Origin of the sequence: Mesorhizobium sp. PAMC28654, from assembly GCF_020616515.1 — a bacterium.
Classification (GTDB): domain Bacteria; phylum Pseudomonadota; class Alphaproteobacteria; order Rhizobiales; family Rhizobiaceae; genus Mesorhizobium.
Genome location: NZ_CP085135.1, coordinates 1732777 through 1756099, shown reverse-complemented (window position 1 = coordinate 1756099; position 23323 = coordinate 1732777). Strand labels below are relative to the sequence as shown.

At 61.0% G+C, this 23323-nt stretch carries 29 protein-coding genes and 1 pseudogene; 13 read left to right on the top strand and 17 right to left on the bottom strand.

Annotation, left to right across the window (positions count from 1 at the left end; all coding sequences use genetic code 11):
• Window positions 1–16: 16 nt before the first annotated feature.
• The 7 genes from LGH82_RS08980 to LGH82_RS08955 all read right to left on the bottom strand — a co-directional run bounded on the left by LGH82_RS08980 (window position 17) and on the right by LGH82_RS08955 (window position 4921).
• Window positions 17–421 (bottom strand): DoxX family protein, encoded by a 405-nt coding sequence (locus LGH82_RS08980; RefSeq protein WP_227348171.1) that lies wholly within the window; start codon window positions 419–421, stop codon window positions 17–19.
• A 150-nt stretch (window positions 422–571) separates the two neighbouring features.
• A complete protein-coding gene (locus tag LGH82_RS08975; protein ID WP_227348170.1) occupies window positions 572–994 on the bottom strand; it encodes a DoxX family protein in 423 nt (140 codons plus the stop codon).
• A 271-nt stretch (window positions 995–1265) separates the two neighbouring features.
• Window positions 1266–2663: a class II fumarate hydratase gene (fumC, locus tag LGH82_RS08970; RefSeq protein ID WP_227348169.1), complete on the bottom strand. Its 1398-nt coding sequence runs from the start codon at window positions 2661–2663 to the stop codon at window positions 1266–1268.
• A 113-nt stretch (window positions 2664–2776) separates the two neighbouring features.
• Complete coding sequence (locus tag LGH82_RS33275; RefSeq protein WP_264484372.1) at window positions 2777–3271, bottom strand: SDR family NAD(P)-dependent oxidoreductase; 495 nt, start codon at window positions 3269–3271, stop codon at window positions 2777–2779.
• On the bottom strand, window positions 3208–3552 hold the full coding sequence (locus tag LGH82_RS33270) for an SDR family NAD(P)-dependent oxidoreductase (protein ID WP_264484371.1): 345 nt from the start codon (window positions 3550–3552) through the stop codon (window positions 3208–3210). Before LGH82_RS33270 ends, LGH82_RS33275 begins: the two co-directional genes overlap by 64 nt.
• A gap of 293 nt (window positions 3553–3845) precedes the next feature.
• A complete protein-coding gene (locus tag LGH82_RS08960) occupies window positions 3846–4097 on the bottom strand; it encodes a hypothetical protein (protein WP_227348168.1) in 252 nt (83 codons plus the stop codon).
• Window positions 4098–4123: 26 nt separating this feature from the next.
• Complete coding sequence (locus LGH82_RS08955; RefSeq protein WP_227348167.1) at window positions 4124–4921, bottom strand: NIPSNAP family protein; 798 nt, start codon at window positions 4919–4921, stop codon at window positions 4124–4126.
• Between the two features lie 149 nt (window positions 4922–5070).
• On the opposite strand from LGH82_RS08955, the gene LGH82_RS08950 reads away from it, so the two are divergent.
• Window positions 5071–5625, top strand: coding sequence for a TetR/AcrR family transcriptional regulator (locus LGH82_RS08950; protein ID WP_227348166.1), 555 nt, complete (start codon window positions 5071–5073; stop codon window positions 5623–5625).
• Window positions 5626–5634: 9 nt separating this feature from the next.
• Here the strand turns inward: LGH82_RS08950 and LGH82_RS08945 are convergent, their stop codons facing one another.
• Entirely contained in the window at window positions 5635–6228 is a 594-nt protein-coding gene (locus tag LGH82_RS08945) for a hypothetical protein (RefSeq protein WP_227348165.1), read from the bottom strand.
• 154 nt (window positions 6229–6382) lie between these two features.
• Between LGH82_RS08945 and LGH82_RS08940 the strand changes: the two genes are divergently transcribed.
• Entirely contained in the window at window positions 6383–7513 is a 1131-nt protein-coding gene (locus LGH82_RS08940; RefSeq protein ID WP_227348164.1) for a metallophosphoesterase, read from the top strand.
• Between the two features lie 54 nt (window positions 7514–7567).
• On the opposite strand, the gene LGH82_RS08935 is transcribed toward LGH82_RS08940, so the two are convergent.
• Window positions 7568–7771, bottom strand: coding sequence for a CsbD family protein (locus LGH82_RS08935; RefSeq protein WP_227349525.1), 204 nt, complete (start codon window positions 7769–7771; stop codon window positions 7568–7570).
• A 139-nt stretch (window positions 7772–7910) separates the two neighbouring features.
• Between LGH82_RS08935 and LGH82_RS08930 the strand changes: the two genes are divergently transcribed.
• The 9 genes and pseudogenes from LGH82_RS08930 (at window position 7911) to LGH82_RS08890 (ending at window position 13556) form a co-directional block, all read left to right on the top strand.
• Window positions 7911–8564, top strand: a complete 654-nt coding sequence (locus tag LGH82_RS08930) for a glutathione S-transferase family protein (protein ID WP_227348163.1) — start codon at window positions 7911–7913, stop codon at window positions 8562–8564.
• Between the two features lie 82 nt (window positions 8565–8646).
• Window positions 8647–9402: an SDR family NAD(P)-dependent oxidoreductase gene (locus LGH82_RS08925; protein ID WP_227348162.1), complete on the top strand. Its 756-nt coding sequence runs from the start codon at window positions 8647–8649 to the stop codon at window positions 9400–9402.
• Window positions 9403–9543: 141 nt separating this feature from the next.
• The gene (locus LGH82_RS08920; RefSeq protein WP_227348161.1) at window positions 9544–10914 is read left to right on the top strand and encodes an HD-GYP domain-containing protein; all 1371 of its coding nucleotides are present in this window, start codon (window positions 9544–9546) and stop codon (window positions 10912–10914) included.
• A gap of 218 nt (window positions 10915–11132) precedes the next feature.
• Window positions 11133–11341 (top strand): annotated as a pseudogene (locus tag LGH82_RS08915) (cold-shock protein).
• Window positions 11342–11681: 340 nt separating this feature from the next.
• Window positions 11682–11909, top strand: coding sequence for a hypothetical protein (locus LGH82_RS08910; RefSeq protein ID WP_227348160.1), 228 nt, complete (start codon window positions 11682–11684; stop codon window positions 11907–11909).
• Window positions 11909–12316: a hypothetical protein gene (locus LGH82_RS08905; RefSeq protein ID WP_227348159.1), complete on the top strand. Its 408-nt coding sequence runs from the start codon at window positions 11909–11911 to the stop codon at window positions 12314–12316. Before LGH82_RS08910 ends, LGH82_RS08905 begins: the two co-directional genes overlap by 1 nt.
• 1 nt (window position 12317) lies before the next feature.
• Entirely contained in the window at window positions 12318–12509 is a 192-nt protein-coding gene (locus LGH82_RS08900; protein ID WP_227348158.1) for a hypothetical protein, read from the top strand.
• Between the two features lie 5 nt (window positions 12510–12514).
• A complete protein-coding gene (locus LGH82_RS08895) occupies window positions 12515–12853 on the top strand; it encodes a YkgJ family cysteine cluster protein (protein ID WP_227348157.1) in 339 nt (112 codons plus the stop codon).
• A gap of 91 nt (window positions 12854–12944) precedes the next feature.
• Window positions 12945–13556: a LysE family translocator gene (locus tag LGH82_RS08890; RefSeq protein ID WP_227348156.1), complete on the top strand. Its 612-nt coding sequence runs from the start codon at window positions 12945–12947 to the stop codon at window positions 13554–13556.
• Window positions 13557–13568: 12 nt separating this feature from the next.
• Here the strand turns inward: LGH82_RS08890 and LGH82_RS08885 are convergent, their stop codons facing one another.
• Complete coding sequence (locus LGH82_RS08885) at window positions 13569–13937, bottom strand: nuclear transport factor 2 family protein (protein ID WP_227348155.1); 369 nt, start codon at window positions 13935–13937, stop codon at window positions 13569–13571.
• A gap of 17 nt (window positions 13938–13954) precedes the next feature.
• On the bottom strand, window positions 13955–14980 hold the full coding sequence (locus LGH82_RS08880) for a zinc-dependent alcohol dehydrogenase family protein (protein WP_227348154.1): 1026 nt from the start codon (window positions 14978–14980) through the stop codon (window positions 13955–13957).
• Between the two features lie 98 nt (window positions 14981–15078).
• Between LGH82_RS08880 and LGH82_RS08875 the strand changes: the two genes are divergently transcribed.
• Window positions 15079–15714, top strand: a complete 636-nt coding sequence (locus LGH82_RS08875) for a TetR/AcrR family transcriptional regulator (RefSeq protein WP_227348153.1) — start codon at window positions 15079–15081, stop codon at window positions 15712–15714.
• Between the two features lie 36 nt (window positions 15715–15750).
• Here LGH82_RS08875 and LGH82_RS08870 read toward each other — a convergent pair whose 3' ends face one another.
• The 6 genes from LGH82_RS08870 to LGH82_RS08845 all read right to left on the bottom strand — a co-directional run bounded on the left by LGH82_RS08870 (window position 15751) and on the right by LGH82_RS08845 (window position 22323).
• Window positions 15751–16191: a TadE/TadG family type IV pilus assembly protein gene (locus LGH82_RS08870; RefSeq protein ID WP_227348152.1), complete on the bottom strand. Its 441-nt coding sequence runs from the start codon at window positions 16189–16191 to the stop codon at window positions 15751–15753.
• Window positions 16188–16799: a TadE/TadG family type IV pilus assembly protein gene (locus LGH82_RS08865; RefSeq protein WP_227348151.1), complete on the bottom strand. Its 612-nt coding sequence runs from the start codon at window positions 16797–16799 to the stop codon at window positions 16188–16190. The genes LGH82_RS08870 and LGH82_RS08865 overlap by 4 nt, the downstream gene beginning before the upstream one ends.
• Window positions 16796–18970, bottom strand: coding sequence for a TadE/TadG family type IV pilus assembly protein (locus tag LGH82_RS08860; protein ID WP_227348150.1), 2175 nt, complete (start codon window positions 18968–18970; stop codon window positions 16796–16798). The genes LGH82_RS08865 and LGH82_RS08860 overlap by 4 nt, the downstream gene beginning before the upstream one ends.
• 360 nt (window positions 18971–19330) lie before the next feature.
• Window positions 19331–20986 (bottom strand): chaperonin GroEL, encoded by a 1656-nt coding sequence (gene groL, locus LGH82_RS08855; protein WP_227348149.1) that lies wholly within the window; start codon window positions 20984–20986, stop codon window positions 19331–19333.
• Window positions 20987–21048: 62 nt separating this feature from the next.
• Window positions 21049–21345, bottom strand: a complete 297-nt coding sequence (gene groES, locus LGH82_RS08850; RefSeq protein ID WP_006203049.1) for a co-chaperone GroES — start codon at window positions 21343–21345, stop codon at window positions 21049–21051.
• 162 nt (window positions 21346–21507) lie between these two features.
• Window positions 21508–22323, bottom strand: a complete 816-nt coding sequence (locus LGH82_RS08845) for a class I SAM-dependent methyltransferase (protein WP_227348148.1) — start codon at window positions 22321–22323, stop codon at window positions 21508–21510.
• Window positions 22324–22373: 50 nt separating this feature from the next.
• Here LGH82_RS08845 and LGH82_RS08840 point away from each other — a divergent pair, with 50 nt between their 5' ends.
• Entirely contained in the window at window positions 22374–23258 is an 885-nt protein-coding gene (locus LGH82_RS08840; protein WP_227348147.1) for a hypothetical protein, read from the top strand.
• Window positions 23259–23323: the final 65 nt, after the last annotated feature.

The window sequence follows — 23323 nt, the reverse complement described above, 5'->3', positions numbered from 1 at the left end:
CGCCGAGGTGCCGGGCTCAGGTCGAACCGCGGCCGTCGATCGAAAAGGCTCCAGCCCCTGCCATCGCCAGTGCCAGAAAGCCGCCGGCGGTGGCGATGTCTTTCATCAGCATCTGCGAATGCAGGAAAGTTAGCATCGGGTCGTCGCCGCCTTGGCCATAATGGCCGATGAAGCCAGCCACGATGCAGAACGCGGCGAGCAGCAATGCCGCGATCGACGTCTTGAGGCCGACGAGAATGAGCAGCCCGGCGATCAACTCGAACAGCCCCGTTCCCCAGGCAGCGAGCATCGGCAGCGGCAGGCCGAGGCCCGCGAAATAGCTTGTCGTGCCGGGAATGTCGGATAGCGCGTGGAAGCCGGAAGGAATGAACAGGGCGGCGAATAGCAATCGGGAAAGCAAAAGCACCACGTTGCGGGGCATGGTCACCTCCATTGTCGCGCGGGCCGGCTGGCCCCTGCTGCCCATTCCAATGTTGCGATCTTGGCAGGAAACGGTGGGCCGGGACACATGCATGGACAACGAAAAAGGGGCGCGGAAAATTCCGCGCCCCTTTTGAATGAAGGATTTGCTTCAGCCGCGCTTGGCGTCGATCGAATAGGCGCCGGCACCCGACGAAGCCAGCAGCAGGAAACCGCCGGCAATGCCGAGGTTCTTGAGGAACTGGATCATCTGCATCTGGTCGGCCCAGCCGGTGTGCGCGACCAGCCCTGTGGCGACGGTGAAGACCGCGAGCACCCATGCGGCGGACCTGGTCTGGAAACCGGCGAGGACGGCGAGGCCACCGAGCAGTTCGATCAGGCCGACGACAACCGCCGTTACGGTCGGGATGGGCAGGCCGAGGCCACCGAAATAGGCCGCGGTGCCGGAAATGGCGGTGAGCTTGCCGAAGCCGGAAAGCAGGAAGATCACGGAAAGCAGGATGCGGCCCAGCAGGATCGTGACAGAGCTGTTGGATGCGGTGCCGGCGCCGGCGATGGAAGTGTTGATGGACATGATGGTGCTCCGAATGGGTTTGATGACCAATCAGATAAACGATGTCGACTGTTCACCAAAGCCGCAGATACGGCGACACATTGTTCACAGGCGGTCCATTCCCGTGATCGCCGAACGAGCGCCAAATTCTTGTTGCTTCGCATGGCGAGGCGAGGAAATTCTACCACCAAAAAATGACATGGGGCGTTCGATGCAATATCGCCGACCCCCCATGTATTTCTACGAACGCAAATCCAGCCGGAAAACCGTCGCCGGCTTTCTCGGGATTGCGCTACCCCGGATGCGTCATGTCTTCCGGCCGCACCAACCGGTTGTAATCAGCCTCACTGACCAGCCCGGTGGCCAGAGCCTCCTCGCGCAGGGTGGTGCCGTTCTTGTGCGCGGTCTTGGCGATCTTGGCCGCGTTGTCGTAGCCGATGGTCGGCGCCAGCGCCGTCACCAGCATCAGCGAGCGGTCGAGCGCTGCCTTGATGTTGTCTTCCCGCGCCTCGATGCCGACGACGCAATTGTCGGTGAAGGAGACCGAAGCATCGGAGAGCAACTGCACCGACTGGAGGAAATTGTAGGCCATCAGCGGGTTGTAGACATTGAGTTCGAAATGGCCCTGGCTGCCGGCGAAGGTGACGGCGGCATTGTTCCCGAACACCTGCACACAGACTTGGGTCATCGCCTCGCACTGCGTCGGGTTGACCTTGCCGGGCATGATCGACGAACCCGGTTCGTTTTCCGGCAGTGACAGTTCGCCGAGGCCTGAACGCGGGCCGGAGCCGAGGAAACGGATGTCGTTGGCGACCTTGAACAGGGCCCCGGCGCAGGCATTGATGGCGCCGTGCGAGAACACCATGGCATCGTGCGCGGCGAGCGCCTCGAACTTGTTCGGCGCGGTGACGAAGGCGATGCCGGTGATGGCGGCAATGCGATCGGCCACCCGCTCTGCGAAGCCGACCGGCGCATTGAGGCCGGTGCCGACGGCGGTGCCGCCCTGCGCCAGTTCCTGCAGGCCCGGCAGCGTCAGTTCGATGCGCTTGATCGACGAGGCGACCTGCGCCGCATAGCCGGAGAATTCCTGGCCCAGCGTCAACGGGGTCGCATCCTGCGTGTGCGTGCGGCCGATCTTGATGATGTGGTTGAACTCTCTGCTCTTGGCAGCGAGCGCCTTGTGCAGGTGTTTCAGCGCCGGCAACAGGTCATGCACGATGCGCTCGGCGCAGGCGATGTGCATGGCCGTCGGATAGGTGTCGTTCGACGACTGGCTCATGTTGACGTGGTCGTTGGGATGCACGGGTTTCTTCGAGCCCATGACGCCGCCCAGCATCTCGATCGCCCGGTTCGAGATCACCTCGTTGGCGTTCATGTTGGACTGCGTGCCCGAGCCGGTCTGCCAGACGACCAGCGGGAAATGATCGTTGAGCTTGCCGTCGATGACCTCTTGTGCCGCCTCGATGATCGTCTTGCCGATCGCCGGGTCGAGCCGCTTCAGCTCCATATTGGCTTCGGTGGCGGCGCGCTTGACGATGCCCAGCGCGCGCACGATCGAGTTCGGCTGTTTTTCCCAGCCAATCTTGAAATTGCCCAGCGAACGCTGTGCCTGCGCGCCCCAGTAGCGGTCGGCGGCGACCTCGATGGGGCCGAACGTGTCGGTTTCGATTCTGGTCTTCTCAGCGCTCACGAGGGTCTCTCCTTGTCGAAGTCGGCAAGGGCGTATCGCGTTGCACAAATGGCTTCAAGCAGAGAATGCATGTGGGAACGATGCAAATCGGTTGAAGGGGTGGCCCCTGCTTCTCACCCGGCCGTGTAGCCGCCATCCACAGCAAAAATGCCGCCACTGGTCCATGCGGCTTCCTCACTCGCCAGATAGACGGCGATGCCGCCAAGGTCGTCGGTGCGGCCGATCCGGCCCAGCGGATAGCTGCGCCCGACATACGCAGCCAGCTCTTGCTGTGCTGTCTCGGGCAGGTTTTCGATCGTCTTGCGCCGCATCGCGGTGTCGATCGTCCCTGGCGCGATGGCATTCACGCGGATGCCGCGCGGGCCGAGTTCGAAAGCCAACGACTTGGTCAGAGAATTCAGCGCACCCTTCGATAGTGAATAGAGGCTCGACGGTCGCTTGGGGATCATCTTGTTGGCGAAATAGGACGAGATGTTGATGACGGAAGCGTTCGAGGCCAGATGCGGCAACAGGCGCTGGGTGAGGAAGAACACCGCCGTGACGTTCAGCGCGAAGGACTGCGCGAACTGGGCCTCGGTGACGGTGTCGAACGGCACAAGGAAGGCCACGCCGGCATTGTTGACGAGGATATCGAGTGGCTGGCCGGATTTTCCACTTGCCCGACCACGACGTCGATGCCTTCGGATGTGGCAAGGTCCGCCGATAGCGTCTCGATATTGGCGCCGCCTTTGTTCGCTACTGTCAGCCCTTCGCGGGCGCCCCCGAGCTTTTTGGCGTCGCGGCCGACAATCAATATATCGGCGCCCTCGCGCAGAAAAACCCCGGCGATCGCCAGTCCGATTCCATCTGAACCGCCGGTGATCAACGCCCGCTTGCCGCGAAGCCTCATCGTTCATACCTCACATCTGTTCATGCGCTTGGCATCAAACAGAGGGAAGGCACCGCATGTCGGCGACGGGGTCAAGCCGCCCGGCTATCCGAGGGTATGAAACTCGGCAGACGTTCGGCGGACATGGGCACGTCTGCTGGAAAGACATGCTACCACTGGCGAAAATTTGAGGCCGACCTCCGGAAGAAAGAGCGTGTGCAATAATAATCCAGCCGACGTGCTCAGCTATCATGGGCATGTGAGGCCGCAAACCTCACGCATGGACCCGATCCCCGACCGCCTCGCTGAAATCTTCAGCCGAACAACGCATGTAGCATCAGCCCGGGATCGCCGGTCAGGCCAAGTGCATGCAGGATTTCCGCAATGGCGAAGACGATGACGAAGGCCTTGCCGGCAATCACGGCGGCGAAGCCGAGCGGGTTGGTGTTGACATCGAAACGGTAGGGACCATTACCGGCCATGCCCGACGACAATGAATTCCGGATGGCCCATGCTGCAATAATGCCGAGCAAGGTAAAGACCAGTGCGATGAACCAGGGAGGCATCAGCTTTGTCCGATTGTGTCCGCACTCTAGTCGTGGCTGATTAAGCAAGTGCTCTCTGACCCGAGTTGCGATTGCGAGGTTGGCGACAGGCGCAGGGTTTCAGAAGGCCTGGCAAGGTCTGCTTCCACCGCTTGCTGGAACTGGTGCCATTTGGACGAAGTGGAGAGAGATCCTTCATGAAGGGCATGGGCGTCAGCGCTGTTGAAGCTTGTGAAGGTTATGAAGACGTTTTCATCGGCCCGCACGGGCAAGCGAGGAAAACTGTTTTCGGCATGTTCAGTCACGAAGGCGCCGAGCACGCGCGCGCCGAGCGCCCCTAACAACTGAGCGGCGACGATTTCGAAGTGCCTGGCGAATTCGGCCTCGGTACCGGACCGCAAGTGATGAATCCGAATGGCAACCAGGTCGGTCAAACGGTTGCCTCCATTTGATTTTTCCGGATGCGGTGTGCCATTTCGCTGCAGTCCGGAAAGGTCGAATGCAGCCCCCGGCCATGCCGGCTTGAGCAGAAGCACATTGTCGGAATCGATCATCGTGGCATTGGCGGCATCGCGGTGCGCGGCCCAGACCGGCCCATCATAGAAACAGGTCAGAGCATTTTTCCTCGCCTCCATGCTGTCGAAGCCGCGCAGCCATACGAACATGTCAGGGCGATCGAGATCACGGAACTGGCCGATAATGGTCATGCCTGCCTTTTCCTGGCCATCGATCAGCTTGCTGTCGAAGAGGTCAATCAGAGTTTCACGCTGGCCGAGCTTCAGTGTGTATTGCCTGAGTTCGACGACCGGCGAGGCGGACAGGCTGGCTTTCGGCGGAACGTTCATTGAGTGGTCTCCAAAACAGGTTGGTCGTCCTGTTTGTAAAGCAGACCGGTTGTCCTGTTTTGTCAATCTGCTATCTTGCGACGATGTCAGGAGAGATTGTCGCCCAGCCGAAATGGCAGCCGAGAAAGCGCATCAACGACCCCCACGGCATGCGCAAAAAGGTGCTCGATGTCGCCGAGGGGGCGTTCCAGGCGCGGGGCTACCACGCCTCCAGCCTTGGCGACCTGATGACGGCCGCGGGCGTGACCGGCGGTGCATTGCATCATCATTTCCCGACCAAGAAGGCGCTGGCGATGGCGGTGATCGAAGAACGTGTGGCCGCGGCGGTGGAACAGACCTGGATCGCGCCGGTGCTGGCGGCGGCCTCGGCGCGCGAAGGCGTGCGGATGGTGTTTGAGGCGGTGGCGGCGGAACTGGAACGGCAGGGTTTTGTGCGTGGCTGCCCACTCAACAATCTGGCGCACGAATTATCGCTTGCCGATCCGGATTTCCGTACGGCTTTGGCTGGCATCTTCTCGGCATGGCGCCAGGCGATCGCCGACAAGATCACGGCCGACCAGCAGGCGGGCAGGGAGCAAGGCACCGATCCCCAGCGCTTTGCGGTGTTCACCGTGGCTACCTATTCCGGGGCCATGTCCATGGCCAAGACGGCGCAAGATGCCGGCGTGCTGCGCGACTGCCTTGCGGCACTGAGGACGATGTGAACAGCGAGCCTATTCGGACAGCCGCTTGATGGTCTCGTAGCCCACCACGCTTTCCGCCTTGGTGCCCTCGTCGTAACGCTTGCCCAGCACCGCCTGCAGGTCGGGCGCGTAGAGCGCCGTATATTGATCGAGCGTTTCGCCGGCCTCGTTCGTGATCGTTTCCTTGACGGTCAGGACATTGTACTTGCAGTCACCCAGGCTGAACGTTTCCTTGCCCTTGACGACGATCTCCACCGTTTCGGTGCCCTTGGGCTGCTTGTTCGGCGCCAGGCGGACAAAGAGCGTCTTGCTTTTCGCTCCAGCCTTCAGCGGAAACAGCTTGCGCACATCGGACAGCGGGATCATCGCCATTTGGCCGGTGCTACTGTCTCGAAACACCTCGATCAGCCCGCCAAACAGGAATTGCGTCTGCGGCGACTGGGATTCGTATTTGTTGGCGACAGAAATCATTCCGCCGGCCACCGGTCGGAATTCGCTGTGAATGCCAGGCCGCTCAAGGACGAAACCCTCCTTGGCGGATTTGGCGTCGACGCATTGAGCGGCGTGCGCGCCACCAGCCGACAGCAGAACCGTCAGTATTCCATGTATAGCCGCAGTCTTCATGGATTCCCCACCACATCACAGAATGAATGTTCGTGTTCCTAGGGATGGCAGACCTGCGACATGTTGTCGATGGCTTGGGAGCCGGCCCCGCTGGTGCTGTCTCGCGCAGTGTGGGAACTGGACGGCCGGGTGCCTCTCGTGCTGAATTTCGGAGATGAATCGCTTGTCGTCAAAATTGTTTTCCAGACGTGGTTTCCTGCAGCAGGCCGCAGGGCTTGCGGCCACGGGTCTTGTCGCGCGACCCGCCTTTGCACAGGCCGGCGCGAAGATTCCCAATGTCGACGCCACCTTCCTGTTTGTATGCGACGTTCATGCCTGTCGCATGGCGGGTGGCCTTAGCCCGAATTGCCTGCAGGAAGGCAAGACCGACGCCGCCTTGCTGCGCAACATCGCCGCGCTGAACAACATTGGCGAGAAGGAATGGCCTGCCGAGATCAATGGCGTGGCGACGGAGCTGCGCTCGGCGGGCAGTCGCATCGGCACCCCGCGCGGTCTTATCGTCGGCGGTGACATGACCGACGACGGCGGCGGCCAGATCACGCAGCCCAGCGAGGGCACGCAGCTTCTTCAGTTCAGCCAGCGTTACCAGGAGGGCGTTGGTCCCGACCGCGTGCATCTGCCTGTCTATGTCGGGCTCGGCAATCATGACCTCGATCAGAATGGCCCGCCGCCGCATGTGGATTGGTACCGGCGTGAAATGCGCGACTATGTCGAGGTCAATCACCGGGCGGGCGTGTTCTTCAAGCCGCCGGTGCCCGCCACCAGCTATGATGTCGACACCGACTGCTATTCCTGGGATTGGGGCGGCCTGCATCTCGTTCAGACGCATCGTTTTGCCGGGGATACCGGTCACGGCGCCACCAGTGCTCTGCCCTGGCTCAAGCAGGATCTGGCGACCTACGCCGCGGACGGCCGACCGGTCGTGCTCTTTCAGCATTACGGATGGGACACTTTTTCGACGGAGCGGTGGGATCCGGCCAAAAGCACCTTTGACGATGACGGCGCAGGCTCACCGCATTGGTGGGGCGAAGCCGACAGACAGGCGCTGCTGGTGGCGCTGAAGGGCTACAACGTGGTCGGCATCTTCCATGGCCATCAGCACGAGACGCCGATGGTCTACAGCCGCGACGGGCTTGACCTGTTCAAACCGAAGGCTGCCTATCTGGGGGGCTTCGCGCTGGCGCGGATCACCGGCGACGGCATGGACCTGGTTCTCGGTGAAGCGAGCGACGATCATGGCGAAGTGAATTTCACCAACGCCTTCCGCAAGAGCTGGCGCACGTGAAGAAGGCGGCATCGTGTGCCGCCTTCTTTTGACCCGTCAGATGTTGTCGCAGGATCAGAACGCCTTCCTGACCTTGTCTTTCACATCGCCATAGGCTTTCTGCACCTTGCCAGCGACCTTGTCGGCCATGCCTTCAACTTGTGTGCGCTTGTTGCCGGTGGCCTTGCCCGCGGCCTGTTTGACAGATCCCTTGATCTGCTTGGCCATGCCCGCAACCTGATCCTTGTTCACCAATTCCGCATCTCCTGGAGTTTTCATCCGCGAGAACAAACGGGCATTCGCGACTTAGGTTCCACGGTCGGCACGCCAGTTGCCGGCACTACAGTATGGCTTTCGGCCCTCAGTTGGGCAGGATAGGCTACGAGCGAGACCTTGAGTATCGGCATAAGGAGAGACAGTGGCTGAGTTCACGCTTTACATCGGCAACAAGTGTTTTTCGTCATGGTCGCTCAGGCCATGGGTGGCGATGAAGCAACTGGGCATCCCGTTCGAGGAAGGCTTCGTACGCCTTCGCACGCCAGAGACCGCCGCCAACCTGGCCGCGGTGTCACCGACCGGCCAGGTGCCCGTCTTGAATCATAACGGCAGGATCATCTGGGAAACCCTTGCCATCCTTGAATATCTCGCCGACCTTTTTCCCGACAAAAAACTTTGGCCGGCGGATATCGGCGCCCGGGCGCTGGCGCGCTCGGCCGCAACGGAAATGCATTCGGGCTTTCGCGAACTCCGCTATGGCTGGCCGATGAATTTGCGGCGACCAAGGAGCCACAAGCCGCTCGATACGGAAGGCGAGGCGCAACGCGTCCGTATCGAGGCATTGTGGCGCGAGTGTCGCGAAAAGCACGGCAAGAGCGGCCTCTTCCTGTTTGGTCATTTCACCGCCGCTGACGCAATGTACGCGCCAGTCGTCACGCGTTTCGACACCTATGGCGGCACGTTGGCGCCGGATACCCGCGCCTACGTCGATGCCATGCTGGCCACGCCGGCGATGCAACATTGGTATGAGCAAGCCGCCCGTGAGACGTGGCCAGAACCCGGCCCGGACGAATAATGCCTTGCGAGGCGGGCTTCCACTTCGCCTCGCGCGGCCTATCTAATCGGAACGTCGCACGGCTCGATCTGGAGATTTCGCAATGGCATCTGGTTCTTCCGCGCTTGCGGGCAAGGTCGCGCTCATCACCGGCGCCTCGTCGGGCATAGGCGAGGCTACCGCCTTGGCTCTGGCGGCCGGCGGCGCCAGGGTGGCGATCGCTGCCCGCCGCGCCGATCGTCTCGAGGCGCTGGCTGGGCGCATCGAAAAGGCCGGCGGTGCTGCGCTTCGCATCGAGGCCGACGTGACCAGAGCCGACGACATCAGTCGTATGGTTGGCCAGGTGATCGGTGAATGGGGCCAGCTGGACATTCTCGTCAACAATGCCGGCATCATGCTTCTGTCGCCGGCGGCGGACGCTGTTCTCGATGACTGGCGACGCATGATCGAGCTCAATCTGCTTGCGCTGATGGGTGTCACAAAGGCCGCATTGCCGTATCTGAAGGCGGCCAAGGGGCATGTCGTCAATGTCTCGTCGATCGCTGGTCGCGTCGCCAACCCCGGCGCCAGCGGCTATGCGGCAACCAAGTTCGGCGTCGTCGGGTTTTCGGAATCGCTCAGGCGCGAGGTCTATGTCGACAAGGTCCGCGTTACAGTGATCGAGCCCGGGCTGGTACGCACGGAACTCGGCGACCACATCACCAACGCCGCATCGAAGGCTGGATTGGACCAGCGGCTTGCCACCATGGAGGCACTGACCGCGGAGGACGTTGCCGCAGCCATCCTCTACGCCGTGAGCCAGCCCGCCCGCGTCAACGTCAACGAGATCGTCATCAGGCCGACGGATCAGGAGCGCTGAACGAGAGACGCGGACGAAAACGGTTGTTGCCCCGCAGTCGCATCGCGAACGAACGACAACAACCGGACACACCCATAAGTGGAACGAAACGTTAAAGGCCGGTGTGCTTCTCTATCCCCGCGTCAGGGGTGGCAGAGCGTCATGCGGTCTTGCAAGGAGAAGTCGCCGGTTCAAGGCGTTGGGCTTTCCGAGCTGGTCAGCGCGCTCAGCTATGCGCTCGACATCAGCGAAGGCCATCCAACCGGACATTGTGTCCGTTCGTGCTGGATCGGCTTTCACATCGGCCGTGAGGCGGGGCTCTCGCCCGAGGAACTTTCACACCTCTACTATACGCTTCTGCTGAAGGATGTCGGCTGCAGCAGCAACGCGGCACGCATCTGCCGGCTTTATCTGGCCGACGATATTGCCCTCAAGCACGACTTCCACCTTGTCAATGACAGCCTGCCGCAGATCCTGCGCTTCGTTCTGTCGCGGACGGGCATGAAGGCGAAACTGGCCGAGCGCTTCAGGGCGCTGCTGAACATCGCCATGAATGGCGGCACGATCGTCAACGAGCTTTTCCAGACGCGTTGCCAGACCGGCGCCGAAATCGTCCGGCAGATGCGGTTTCCCGGACCAGTGGCTCGAGGTGTCATGGATCTGGACGAGCACTGGAACGGTGGCGGCCATCCGGCCGGATTGAAGGGGGAGGCGATTTCGCTTCAGGCACGGATCGCACTGATCGCCCAGATCGCCGACGTTTTCTATGCCAGCGCCGGTCCGCATGGCGCGCTGGCCGAGTTGCAGGCACGTTCCGGCACGTGGTTCGAGCCCCGACTTGTCGCCGCCTGCGAACGTGCGGCCGCCGCCCCAAATTTCTGGACCATGCTCGACTCGCCTGAACTTTCGCTGGCCGTGATCGACCTCTCGCCATCCGACGAGCACCTGCCGATCGACGACGACTATCTGGACGACGTCGCCGCCGCCTTCGCCAAGGTTGTCGATGCCAAGTCGCCTTTCACCAATGGCCACAGCGAGCGCGTGGCGTTGTTCACCGACATGATTGCCGAGGAGATCGGGCTCGACGAACAGCGCCGCCGTCGCCTGAAACGTGCCGCGCTGCTGCACGACATCGGCAAGCTCGGCGTTTCCAATCAGATCCTCGACAAGCCCGACCGTCTGGATGAAGCCGAGTGGGCGGCGGTGCGCCACCATCCCGCGCTTGGCGAGATTATCTTGTCGCGCATTGGCGCATTCCAGGAACTCTCCCGAATCGCGGGCTCGCATCATGAGCGGCTGGACGGGAAGGGGTATCCACGAGGGCTGAAAGGCGATGCGATCGACCTTGATACGCGTATCGTCACCACTGCTGACATCTTCGACGCGCTGACGGCGGAGCGACCCTATCGCGCGGCAATGCCGGTGTCCAAGGCCCTTGAGATCATGGCCGGCGATGTCGGCTCCGCGCTCGATCCATCCTGCTTCGAGGCGCTGCGGCGTGCGCTTCTCCATCTGGAAAAGATAGCGGCCTAGGCCCGTTCCACGAGCGACATGCCGTGCCTGGCAGAACAAGAATTGACATCATGCCAAAAGCGGCCTATAAATAAATCGTCGATATTTGTTTGACTGACTTTTGTTATCCGCGCATCCAGGCGCGCCTTTGACGAACTTCCCCCATCAAAAATCGAGACGAACGTTGTTGCGCAGTCGCGCGACGGCGAACGAATATTTGCCATGGAAAGGGTTCGTTTATGAGCACCGGCACAGTTAAATGGTTCAACGCCACCAAGGGTTTTGGTTTTATTCAGCCTGACGACGGCTCGGCCGACGTTTTGTCCACATCTCGGCCGTAGAGCGCGCCGGAATGCGCGACATCGTCGAGGGTCAGAAGCTCGGCTACGAGATGGTCCGCGACAACAAGTCGGGCAAGATGTCCGCCGATCAGTTGAAGGCGGCCTGAAAAACGGAATTCAGCCTTCCGGTGACCACGGATGTACTGGCACCGGTAATGGCGGATTTCGGGCCGCGCCTCTAAAGACGCGGCACTTCGGCGGAAGGTCAGGCAATGCCTGGCCTTTTCCATTTTTGCACTCCGATTGCCGAAAGAGCGCCGCGCGTCCGCGCCGACATGCTAAGGACATTCCAGAAATCTGAAAATTGGCCAGAAAATCTGAAAATTGGCCAGGAATCTGAATTGGCCAGCAATTAGAACCGGGATGCCGTATTGCTTTGTGCATGGTCCTGGCCGAAATACCGGCCTTGCCATTTTTCGGCGTCAGGCTCCGAACGGGAGAAAGATTTTGACCGCACCTTTGAAGGTATCCGGCGATCGCGCCGAATCGCTCTTCAGCAAGACCCAGACTCAGTCCATGTCTCTCGGCCGCATCATTTCCGAACGGGATGCCGTCAGTGAGGCTCGGGAGGCGAAGACCGCAAGGCTGCGCGAATTGCGTCTTGAAAAGGAAGCCGAAGAGATGGCAGCGGCCGTCGCGCTCGCGGCTTCGCCGAAACGAGTGGGTAAACGCTGATGGCCACCAAGCGCGTGCCCCAAAAGGCGATCGCCGCCGACTCGACCATCGCCGACGTTATCGACGGTCTCGACAAGCCGATCGAATATGTCCGGCGGGTGCTCGAAAAACTTGAGCGCTGCAAGCGGGCACATGGTGACGCCCAGGTACGGATGGGCGTGCGCGGTCGCGCCGAATGCCCGAATTATCTGATCGAATATGTTCGCGAGGATGCCAAGACCCACGAGCGCACTACCCACCAGGACGCCGCCTATAGTGGCAGCACGCATCGCGAATTGGCTCCCCATCACATCGAGGCGGTCAAGAACTGGTCGCCCGAGGAAATGAATATCACCGCGGTGTCGGCGCTGATCGGCCGCCTTCGCAATCCACGCGCACCATCATCGCGTTTCGCTGACGAGGATTGACATGGCCATCAAGTTTTCCGCCAAAGATCAGCCGGCAGCCTCGGCTGCGGCCACGAAGCCTGCCAAGGCAGCCGCTGACGTGAAGAAGCCGGCTGTGACGCCGAAGCCGGCGGATGGCTCCACGGAAGGCGCGACCGACCTGTTCCTTTCGTCGGCTGAGTCTCCGAAGAGCAAGACAAGGAAGAAGAGATAACCTCCTTGCCGCATGGCGATCCCACCGCGCCATCGTCGCGGTTGCCGGTCGTGGCCGTCTTTGACTGCCAGACCTGTGGCGCATGCTGTTCCTATTCATCGGAATGGCCGCGCTTCTCCACCGAGGATGATGCGCAGCTTGATCTGATCCCCGCGAAATATGTGGCGGCCAATGAATCCGGGATGCGTTGTGACGGCGTGCGCTGTTCCGCACTGACGGGCGAGGTTGGCAAAGTGACAGCTTGCGGCATCTACGAAGTCCGTCCCGATGTCTGCCGCGCCTGCATGCCCGGCGACGACGATTGCCTGATGGCACGTCACGCCCACCGGCTGCCAACTCTGTGATACTGCTTCGTTGACGGTTTGTGCCGCTTGTGCGCGCCTCCTTCGCTAGCTACGCTCCGTGCGGGCAGGGCCAAAGCTTCGGAGGACCGTCGTGAGCATTGAATTTCTGTTGACGTCGCTGATCGTCGTGGCTTCGCCCGGCACCGGCGTCCTCTACACGCTGAGCGCCGGCCTTTCGCGCGGCGCCCGCGCCAGCATCATCGCCGCCTTCGGCTGTACGCTCGGCATCATCCCGCATATGGCAGCCGCTATCACCGGTCTTGCGGCATTGCTGCACACCAGCGCGGTGGCCTTCGAGACGCTGAAATATCTGGGTGTTGCCTATCTGCTCTACATGGCCTGGAACACGCTGAAAGAGAAGGGCGGCCTGAGCGTCGACCAGGACGTCGCTCCGCGCTCGGCCGGCAAGGTGATCACCTCCGGCATCCTGATCAACATTCTCAATCCGAAGCTGTCGATCTTCTTCTTCGCCTTCCTGCCGCAATTCGTCAGCACCACGGAGCCGCACGCGCTGTCGAAGATGCTGGAGCTCAGCAGCGTTTTCATGCTTTTGACCTTCGTCGTTTTCGTCGGCTACGGCATCTTCGCTGCTTCAATCCGCAGCCATGTCGTGTCGAGGCCGATGGTGATGACCTGGATGCGTCGCACCTTCGCCGGCGCCTTCGTCATGCTTGGCGCCAAGCTGGCGCTGACGGATCGGTGAGATCGTCGGAAGTTATCCTTTCACGTATCCCATCGCCTCGACGATGAGCCCGTGCTCGACGCGCATGAGATTGACGCCGCGCACGGAATTGCCGTCGGCCATGAAGTAGCGCCAGCGGACCGTCGCCCGTTCACCGGCGATAAATGTCTCTTCAAGGTCGAAGCGCGTGTCGGGCTGGGTGGCGATCGCCGACCAAAGCCCAACGTAGGCCTGTCGGCCGACATGGCGGGCGCCGTCTGGCGCTGGCGTCGTGTTTTCAATCACACAGTCCTCGGCGATCAGGCCGGGCAGCGCTGACGGATCGTGCAACTGGAATACGTCATTGAACCGACGCATGATCTCGGCCGTCTGGCTGGATTGGTCGCCTGCAAGAATGTTCATGATGCTATCTCCTCATTTCACTGTTCGGTGGGGACGGCGCCGTCGATGATCACCTTGCCGAACAGATCGCTCTGTTCGAAATAGCGATAGGCTTCGCGGGCCTCGGTGAAAGGGAAGACTTTGTCGACGACGGGCGACAGCCGATGCGTGCCGACGGCGCGCAGCATGGCTTCGAGATTGGTCCTGTTACCGACGAAGAGGCGGCTAATGGTGGCGAGGCTGCGCTGATAGAGCGCTGCCGGCAGTTGGATCGATCCGCCTTTCGAGTCTTGCAGAGTGAGCAGCACGATGTGGCCGTAAAGCGTGCTTGCAGTCAGTGACTGTTCGAAACTTGCGGGCCCGCCGGTCTCGACGACCAGATCGATGCCGCCTGTCAATTCGCGCACCAGGGCGCCCCACTTGGGCGTCTCCGAGCTGATGACGACATGGTCGGCGCCAAGCGCCCGCAATCTCTCTTCCTTTTCGGCGCGCGAGGTGACAGCGACAACCCGGCAGCCCAGCATCTTGGCGAACTGGAGCGCAAAGAGCGACACGCCGCCGGTGCCGATTACCAGCACCCATTGTCCGGGTCTCAGTGGCTTGGCGCCCGTGAGGGCGTTCCAGGCGGTCACCCCGGCACAGCTGAGCGTCGCGGCTTCATGCCAGCTGAGGTGATCGGGCAGTTTTGCCGCCCATTGCTCGTCGAGAACCGCGTATTCGCTCAGCATGCCATCCAGCGTGCAGCCCAGCTGATCGATGAGTTGGGCGTTGATCTGGCCTTCGATCCAGCGTGCGAAATAGCTGCCTGTCACGCGGTCGCCGATGGCAAAGCGGGCGACGGCATCGCCGATGGCGACAATTTCGCCGGAGCCGTCGCTCAACGGAACCACGCCTTTGCGCGGCGTGAGCGGATAGGTGCCATTGACGATCATCGTATCCCGACGGTTGAGGGAGGTGGCGCGGATGCGTACGACGATCTCGTCTGGTTTCGGGGCAGGCTGCTCTTCTTCGCGCATCACCAGGTGTTCAATCCCGCCCGATCCTTCAAGGCGATATCTCAGCATGTTGGTATCTCCAATATGTAGACCGATCTGCATATTATGTAGACCGATTGTCATATTCGGTGCAATGCCTATAATGGAAGCTCCTGACAGAGGTTGACATGGCAAAGGACACTCGCACCCGAATGCTCGAGACCACGGCGCTGCTGCTGAGGCGGCGCGGCTATCACGGCACGTCGCTCAACGACATCTTGAGCGCCAGCGGCGCGCCGAGAGGGTCGCTGTATTTTCACTTCCCGGGTGGAAAGGATCAGCTCGTCGTCGAGGTAACGCGCGACAGCGTTGAAAAGGTGACCCAAAGGCTAGGCGAGGCGCTCGCCGCCGAGGCTGATCCGGCGGTCGCTGTGCACCATATCTATCAGGCCATTGGACGCATGCTGGAGGAGAACGAGTTCACGCTTGGCTGTCCGATCGCTCCCGTGGTCCTTGATGCGCCGGCGGATGTGCCGGAATTGGCCGATCTTTGCCGATCAGCGTTTCAGGAATGGATCGGCCTTCTGCAGGCGTCTTTCGTCAAGGCAGGGGTGCCCGAGCGACGCGCGCTCGCGCTGGCGGTGCTTGTCGAGTCATCGCTTGAGGGGCTGATGGTCATCGCGCGCGCCACGCGCGACCGAGCGCCGATACTGGCGGTTGCGGACGAAGTCGCTGCATTGATTGAAAGCGCTGTGCTGGGCACGGGACGGCTGACGCGGGGCGTCGATGCGACAGATGCAAAGCTTACTTTGGCGGATAGGTAGGGCTATCCGGCTGCACCAGCATGCGGGAAGGCAGGTCTACGCGCCTTGGTTGGGAAAGCAGGCCTGCGCGCTGAGATTGGGGCCGTTCGCCAGGGACGTGAGGAAGTTCGGCAGCGCGGTCGAGAATGTGTAGGATATCTGGACGGTTGAAAAGCCGGAGAGGCCCGAGCAACTGGTGTTGTTGTTGACGGTGATGTTCGTGCTGGCCAGCGCGATGCCGTCGGTTGCGGCGATGCCACTGATATAGGCCACCGTGTTTGCGGCATTGTAGACGCCGTTCTGGGTGCACCCGGGCAGGAGAACGCCGACGCAGCGCGCACCCGCCGTGGCGGTCTGTTCGAGTACGTGCTGCGCCCAGTACATCCGGCCGAACTCGATGGTGCCCGTCAGCACCAGTAGAAGCGGCACCGAAAGCAACGCGAACTCGACGGCGTTGGCACCCGATATGTCCAGCAAGAACGACTTGAGCCGCCTCATTGTGGTTGTATGACCGACTGGACGGTAATGTTGCCTCCCTGGACGACGTCAAGGCCGCCGAACAACGGTGAGTAGGGCTTGCTTGCGGAGATCGTCACGAACTTTCCGGCCATTCCGCCCCCGCTGCAGATGCTGCCGCAGGTCACCGAGGATCCCCAAGTCAGGGCGCCTCCTGAACTGGTCGGACAATAGCACAGGTCGGCATTTGAGGCTGTTCCGCTTTGGGTCGTGACGGAAGTGCTGGCGTTGAGGGACGTCGATGCGCCGTTGTTGATGACGACCTGGACGTTGCCGCCATTGCCGCTGAGCCCGCTTGCGGTCACGGCGACGATGTTGTTGGCCAGCGCACTGCCGCCGGCGGAACTGACGTTGGCGCCGTTGAGCAAGGCATAGTTGGAGCCGGCGGAAACCGCCGTGCTCAATTCGAATTTTGCTTTCAGCGAACCACCGATATCGACTGTTCCTGCGAGAATGAGCAGCAATATCGGGCTGACCAGCGCAAACTCGACAGCCGAAACGCCGGTTGTCTCATGCCACAGGAAGCGCGCGAAGGAGGAACGCCGCAAAGCGCCTGTCAGGCGGAGGTCGAAGGCAAATCTCGTCTTCACTGGATCAGGCTCACTTTGCTGCTGGCGGTTGCCCCCGAAGCGGCGATACATTCCGAAGTCGCGGCGGTGCCACCTGACAGGGTGATGCTCGAGCCAATGATCTGCAGGCATTTGGTCGTATCGGTTGTCGAGCCCATGCTGGCCCCTCCGCTCAGGGTGATCGGGCCATAGGGGAAATAGAACGCGCCGGAAATCTGTGCGTTGGAACCGCCCTGGGTGAGTGTTGCGCCACCTGTATTGGTCGTCGACGTCGGCCCGACCACGGCCAGTTTCGCCGTCGCACCCGTTTGTGGTGCTGTCAGCACGATGTTGCTATAGCCCGACGCGATGCAGAAGACATAGCCGTTGCAGCTTCCTGAAGTGGCCTTGGTTTTTCCCGACAGTACCAATGTGACGTTTGTACCGCTGACACTGATCGAACTGCCGCCACAGTTGGCGCTGCCACCGCCATTGGCGCCCAGGGTGAAATAGCCATCAACCGTATAGACACCGGCGCCCATCAGAACCGCACCGGAGGCCATGAAGTTTCCAGAAATGTCGTGCTGCGCGGCCGCGCTGATGACGAAGCAACTGCCGCCGCCACCAGCATTCACGTTGCCGACGACCTGGAAGACGCCGTTGCCGCTCGTGGCATCCGCCATGATGGCCGTGGCTCCACCGGCAAGCGTTATCGCGTCACCATTGCTGCCGGGCCCGATCTTGAAGCTGTTGGCGGTTCCCGACCCGAAAGTCACCGTCGCACCACCTTGATTGCTATAGCCTCCGGGCAGCTCAAAGACACTTGGCCCCCCAAATGTCAGATTGCCGCCACCGCCGTTGCACACGCTCACGCGTCCTCCGCCGTTGCAGGCGTTGTCGCTCATCCCGATTTTGAAAGTTCCGGCACCGAAGGTGGTGGTGCTGGCGGCGGCCAAGCCCTTGGTCAGGTTGAACGTGCCGGCTCCGAAACTCGTAGTTCCGGTGGTGGTCAACAGCTTGCCGATATTGTAAGTGCCGGCACCGAAAGTCGTGGTGCCGGCTGTGTTGAGCGTCTTGGCGAAGTTGTAGATGCCAGGGCCGAAGTTCGTGGTGGCGCTTGTCGTCAGGTCTCCGGCGATGTTGTATGTCGTCGTGGCCGCGCCGTTGGTGGCGAAGTTGAGATTGATGCCACCGGCAATCGTTATATTGCCGATGTTCACCGTGGTCTTGCCGGTGCAGTCGAGCGTCCAGGTTGAACTCGAACTTGAAAAAGTTGCCGTGCAGCCGATCGCGACCGCTTGGCTATTAGTGGCTGTACCCCATCCGAAGGTCAGGTCGCCGCCGGTCGTATTGGTTGGCGCCGTCGGTGGCGTGGTCGCCGAAAGTGCCGTGACGGATGCGATGCGGGCGACAGCCGTGGTTACAGCGGCGTTGCCGGCAAATGGATCGGCTGTCGACTTCTTGGCGATCACCGCAGCGGTGCCGTTCGGGCCAGTGATGCCACCGCAAGGCTGGCTAGGCGCGGTCGCGGAATTATAGTTGACGCCGATCGCTGAGATGTAGGTGCCACATGGGACCGTGACGGTGCTGTTGGACGAGACCGTGCATTTGGGTGCCGTGATGGTGGTGCCACCGCTCAGCGTCACGCCGGTCTGAGTACCGTCGAGCGCCAGAACACAGCCAGGGGTCTGTGGCTGAGCACCGACCTCGACAACCGAATTCGACGAGATCTGCAATTGCTGGCGGCTCTGCAGCACGCGTGCCAGCAGCAGGTTCTGCTGCGTGCTGATCGAGACCGTGACGGCGTTGACGCCGGTGGTTTTGGGTGAGGCTATGAGCGATGCCGTGACGCTTGCTGCCGGGACACCGTTGAGAGCGGCGACGTTCACCGCGGCCGCCGTCATCTGGTCCGTTGACTTCGTCGTGTTGTAGGCGAGCGCGCCCGCATAGGCCGAGAGGTCGGCGACACGCTGGTTTTGGGCCTGCTGGACCAGGGCGCTGCCATATTCCGTCACCAGCGCGGCCATGCCGATCAGCACCGGCATCACCAGCGCCGAGATGATGAGCACGTTGCCGTCGCGGTTACCCGCGAACCTGCCGAAAATCCGGACGATGTCTGCCTTGATGGACAAAACGATGCACTCCGACGCAACCTTGGCGTGAACTGCTCCTTTAGTAAGCGCGCATTTGTTAAAAATCGGCTTTCGCGACATATTTCGCCTGTCGGGGCGAGGGCTCGATGCGAACACTGATTTTGTTGGTAAAAGCCTGAACAGCAAGCCGCCCACTGATCCGTGACTGCATAAGTGGCCTGCGTTGTTCAAGATAACCGCGATCGATTGCCTGCTGCACTTGCCGCAGGCGGAAACCGAATTTGGCGATTGATGCTTAATGGTTGCTTAAAGCCGGGATTTGCTCTGTTGGCGCGGTGGGTACCAACATAACAAAAAGGGCGGCATCGCTGCCGCCCTTCCGTAAGCTAGCCAGTTGGCTGGATTAGAAATCCATGCCGCCACTCAAGCCCGCTTGCGGGCTTGAGCAATGTCAGTTCATGGGCGTGCTTTATGGACTTCTTAGAAGTCCATGCCGCCCATGCCGCCCATGCCGCCGCCGCCCATGCCGCCAGGCATGCCGCCGCCAGCCGAGTCCTTCTTCGGAGCTTCGGCAATCATGGCTTCGGTGGTGACGAGCAGGCCGGCGACCGAGGCCGCGTCCTGGAGAGCCGTACGCACGACCTTGACCGGATCGACGATACCCATGGCGATCATGTCGCCATATTCGCCGGTCTGGGCGTTGTAGCCGAACGTCGCGCCCTTGTTCTCAAGGATCTTGCCGGCAACGATCGATGCTTCCGCACCGGCGTTCGCAGCGATCTGGCGGGCCGGAGCCTGCAGTGCGCGGCGCACGATGTTGATGCCAGCGGCCTGGTCGGCGTTGACGCCGGTGACCTTGATGTTGGCCGAAGCGCGCAGCAGGGCAACGCCACCGCCAGCGACAATGCCTTCTTCCACGGCCGCGCGGGTCGCGTTGAGGGCGTCATCGACGCGGTCCTTCTTTTCCTTGACTTCGATTTCCGTCGCGCCGCCGACACGGATCACCGCAACGCCGCCGGCGAGCTTCGCCAGACGTTCCTGCAGCTTTTCCTTGTCGTAGTCCGACGTGGTCTCTTCGATCTGCTGCTTGATCTGGGCAACACGGCCCTGGATCTCGGCCTTCTTGCCGGCGCCGTCGACGATGGTGGTGTTCTCCTTGGAGATCGACACCTTCTTGGCGCGGCCGAGCATGTTGAGGCCAACATTCTCGAGCTTGATGCCGAGGTCTTCGGAAATGACCTGGCCACCGGTGAGGATAGCGATGTCTTCCAGCATGGCCTTGCGGCGATCACCGAAGCCCGGCGCCTTGACGGCGGCGATCTTCAGGCCACCGCGCAGCTTGTTGACGACCAGCGTGGCCAGAGCCTCGCCTTCGACGTCTTCCGAGATGATGAGCAGCGGCTTCGAGGTCTGCACGACGGCTTCGAGGACCGGCAGCATGGCCTGCAGGTTGGAGAGCTTCTTCTCGTGGAGGAGGATGTATACGTCCTCGAGCTCGGCAACCATCTTGTCTGCGTTGGTGACGAAGTAGGGCGAGAGATAGCCGCGGTCGAACTGCATGCCTTCGACGACTTCGAGTTCGGTCTCGGCGGTCTTGGCTTCCTCAACGGTGATGACGCCTTCGTTGCCGACCTTCTGCATCGCTTCCGCGATCATCTTGCCGACCGACTCGTCGCCATTGGCCGAGATCGTGCCGACCTGGGCAACTTCCTCGGAGGTCTTGATCTTCTTGGCAGCCTTGCCGAGAGCCGCGACGACTTCGGTGACGGCCAGATCGATGCCGCGCTTGAGGTCCATCGGGTTCATGCCGGCGGCAACCGCCTTGTGGCCTTCCTGGACGATCGACTGCGCCAGAACGGTCGCGGTCGTGGTGCCGTCGCCGGCGATGTCGTTGGTCTTCGAAGCAACTTCGCGGACCATCTGCGCGCCCATGTTCTCGAACTTGTCCTCAAGCTCGATTTCCTTGGCGACGGTGACGCCGTCCTTGGTGATGCGCGGGGCGCCGAACGACTTGTCGATGACGACGTTGCGGCCCTTGGGGCCGAGCGTGACCTTCACCGCGTCGGCGAGGATGTTGACACCGCGCAGCATGCGCTCGCGGGCGTCACGGGAGAATTTTACGTCTTTAGCAGCCATTTTCAGCTCCTGGCAGGGGCTTGGGATCAAGCCCGAAATTCAGTTGACGGTGAGGCCGATATTCAGCCGATGATGCCCATGATGTCGGATTCCTTCATGATCAGAAGGTCTTCACCATTGAGCTTGACTTCGGTGCCCGACCACTTGCCGAACAGGATGCGGTCGCCGGCCTTGACGTCCAGCGGGACCAGCTTGCCAGCTTCGTCACGAGCGCCGGAGCCGACAGCGATGATTTCGCCTTCTTGCGGCTTTTCCTTTGCCGTATCGGGGATGATGATCCCGCCGGCGGTCTTGGATTCGGATTCGACCCGGCGAACGACCACGCGGTCATGAAGCGGGCGGAACTTCGACTTTGCCATTTTTTCTTCCTCGATGAGAACGGTGAGAACAGTTCCTCTGTCCAGCGGCGCCGGACTTGTGGTTAGCACTCACCAATGGCGAGTGCTAACGTGCCGGTGAGATAGGCCCGCGACCTGCCAGAGTCAAGGCGCGCATATGCACAGAAGGCGAGATTGATCCGATTAAGCCGGACCATTTATCGAGAGGGCTTTGGGCGATCCAAGCACGAGCAGGGGGCATCGTTCGGCCAGAGGATAGCGACCGCTCGACACGATGCGGACCTCGTTGAAATGGGTGCCCGCCTCGTTGATCAGCATGCTCTGTCTTGCAAAGCTGTATCTGAGGCTGGAGCCGGCATAGACATCGATCGTATTGATCGACGCCATGCTCCAACCGGTTCGTGCGGATAAAGCCTCCCGATCTGGGAAGAGAGCGTCGAACGTGTCGCGGATCGCTTGCACACCGATGGCGTGGTCGCAGCCGCCACTCGTGCACGCCATTGCAATTCGCCATTTGAGCGCATGAAAATTCTCGACGCCGCCTGACATTGCCAAGTCCTGGACAGTGGACAGATCCTCGGCCGTTTCCGGGCTGGCGAAGATGCGGATCGCCGCCCGGCCGCCGGGTTTCAGCACCCTCGCCACCTCGGCAAGGAGGGCATTGCGGGCTTCTCTGGAATCGACGACCGACAAGCAACCGTCGCTAATAACCGCGTCCGTACTCGCCGGGCCAAGAGGCAGATTGAGCCAGTTTCCGATTGCCGTCCTCCGAGAGGGATTATTGCCGGCCCAGACACCGGAAATCATCGCCGCGGATTGGTCGACTGCCAGCAAAGATCGCCCGAGAGCCGCCAGTTCGGGAGTTACCCCTAGAAGGAGGACATCAGCGCCGTCCAGATCAAGTTCAAGCTCGAATATGTCGACAGTTTCGGGCGTGGGCCGGAGCGGTGCTTCAAGAAGCATCCAGTGCCGGTGGTAATTATCCCAGTGATTGGTCATAAATCCGCTTGGATGAAAGAACTCTGGATTCTCATATCCGTAGCTGCTTAATGGAACTCGATAATCATGCCAAGAGGTCGATGATGGCACGAGTTGTTGTCATAACGCACGAGCACGATAAATTTCTCGGCAAGAGAGATTCATTCCTGCGTATGACAAGCCCATATCTACTTTTCGATATTCTTTCTGAGTTGAAAAGGAGGGGTCATTCTATTCGCGTTCAGCAGGGCGTTTCGCACTCCCATGCCGCCGACATTGCCGTGCTGCATGTCGATGCGACGGTAACACCCGAGGTCTATGTCGACTACGCTTCAAGATTCCCGTTCTGCCTCAATGTCGAGGCGGCCGACATCTCCAAGCGGCGGGTCAGTGGAGCGCTGCTGAAGAAGGACGACGGCTGGCAAGGTCCGGTCATCGTCAAGAGCAATCTCAATAACAGAGGCATTCCGGAAGCATTTCTGAACCGGCAATCGGAACGTGCAGGAAAGCCTCGGCCGTTTCCTGATGTGTCGACCTTGGAGGCCTATGACATCTATGAAGCGGTCGGTGACATTCCCGATGATGTCTTTGACCGTGACGATCTGGTCGTGGAAAAGTTCATTCCAGAAATAGAACCGGACGGTTTCGCCGCGCGGTTCTGGGTGTTTTGCGGCGACCATGAGCGCTGCTTCCGCTATGTATCGCCCAATCGCCTGGTCAAGGCATCCGAAACAATTCGTCGCGAACCCGTGACCGTGCCCCAGGAATTGCGTGCGTTGCGACAGGAACTCGGCTTCGACTACGGCAAGTTCGATTTCGTGGTGCATGAGGGCAGGGCGGTCCTTCTGGATGCGAACAACACGCCCGGCCGTCCCAGGAAGCTCGCGAAGACGTTTGCGGCAGGTGCCTCGCATCTGGCCGATGGGTTTGAGGCTCTCATCCGGCAATCCAGATAACGCCGGACACGCTCTCCACGAAGTGCAGGCATCGCGGCAATCGCAAGAGGTTGCCCCCAAAGCGA